At 64.1% G+C, this 1,165-nt stretch carries 2 protein-coding genes; both read left to right on the plus strand.

Annotated elements, in window-relative coordinates; all coding sequences use genetic code 11:
- A partial coding sequence (locus AC1D0P_RS25865; RefSeq protein ID WP_477679340.1) for an SAF domain-containing protein occupies positions 1-261 on the plus strand: 261 nt, incomplete at its 5' end.
- Positions 262-317: 56 nt separating this feature from the next.
- Positions 318-1,165: UDP-N-acetylglucosamine 2-epimerase (gene neuC, locus AC1D0P_RS25870; protein ID WP_477679341.1), on the plus strand; the 848-nt coding region annotated here is incomplete at its 3' end.

Raw genomic sequence — 1,165 nt, forward strand, 5'->3', positions numbered from 1 at the left:
GCGATGGTGAGGGCTATCCGCAATATCGAAGCCGCCATGGGCGACGGCGTCAAGCGCGCCAGCCCCAGCGAAAGCAAGAACAAGCCGGTTGCCAGAAAGTCCCTGGTAGCCAATGCGCCGATCCGCGCGGGCGAAAGGTTTACGGCCGAAAACATCACCGCCAAGCGCCCCGGCACGGGCATATCGCCGATGCGCTGGGACGAGGTCATCGGTCGCATGGCATCACGCGACTTTGCCGCCGACGAGTTGATTTCGCTGTGAAAAGAATTTGCGTCGTTACCGGCACCCGGGCTGAATATGGCCTGCTACGCTGGCTCATGGAAGGCATCCGGCAATCGCCGAAACTCGCGCTGCAGGTGATTGCCACAGGGGCACACCTGTCGCCGGAGTTCGGCCTCACGTATCGCGATATCGAGGCAGATGGTTTCGCCATCGATCGCAAAGTCGAAATGCTGTTGAGTTCGGATACGCCTACCGGCGTGACCAAATCCATGGGCGTGGCGATGATCGGCTTCGCCGATGCTTTTGCCGGGCTTCGCCCCGACCTGGTGCTGTTGCTGGGCGATCGGTACGAGATATTTTCCGCCGCAGCCGCTGCGACGATCGCACGCATTCCGGTCGCGCACTTGCATGGCGGAGAGACGACCGAGGGCGCTTTCGACGAGGCCATGCGCCACTCCATCACCAAGATGGCCCACCTGCATTTCGTCGCGGCCGAAGCGTACCGCCGCCGCGTCATCCAGTTGGGCGAGGATCCGGCCCGCGTTTTCCTGGTGGGCGGCCTGGGCATCGACAATGTGCTCAAGCTGGACCTCCTCGATCGGGCGGCGCTGGAAGCGGCGCTGGACTTCAAGCTGGGCCCGAAAAACCTGCTCGTCACCTTCCATCCGGCGACGCTGGAGCCGGGCGCGGCGGCCGGGCAGATGGACGAACTGCTGGCCGCGCTGGATACCTTGCAAGACACCCACCTCATCTTCACCATGCCCAACGCGGATACGGAAGGGCGGGCCTTGAGCCGGCAGTTGGAGGCCTACGCCGCCGGCAGGCCGGATGCGAAGGTCTACGCCTCGCTCGGGCAGCTGCGTTACCTGTCGGCCATCGCCCATGTCGATGCCGTCGTCGGCAATTCCTCGAGCGGGCTCGCGGAGGTCCCCAGCTTCAGGAA

The organism is Polaromonas sp. P1_G2 (genome assembly GCF_056405515.1).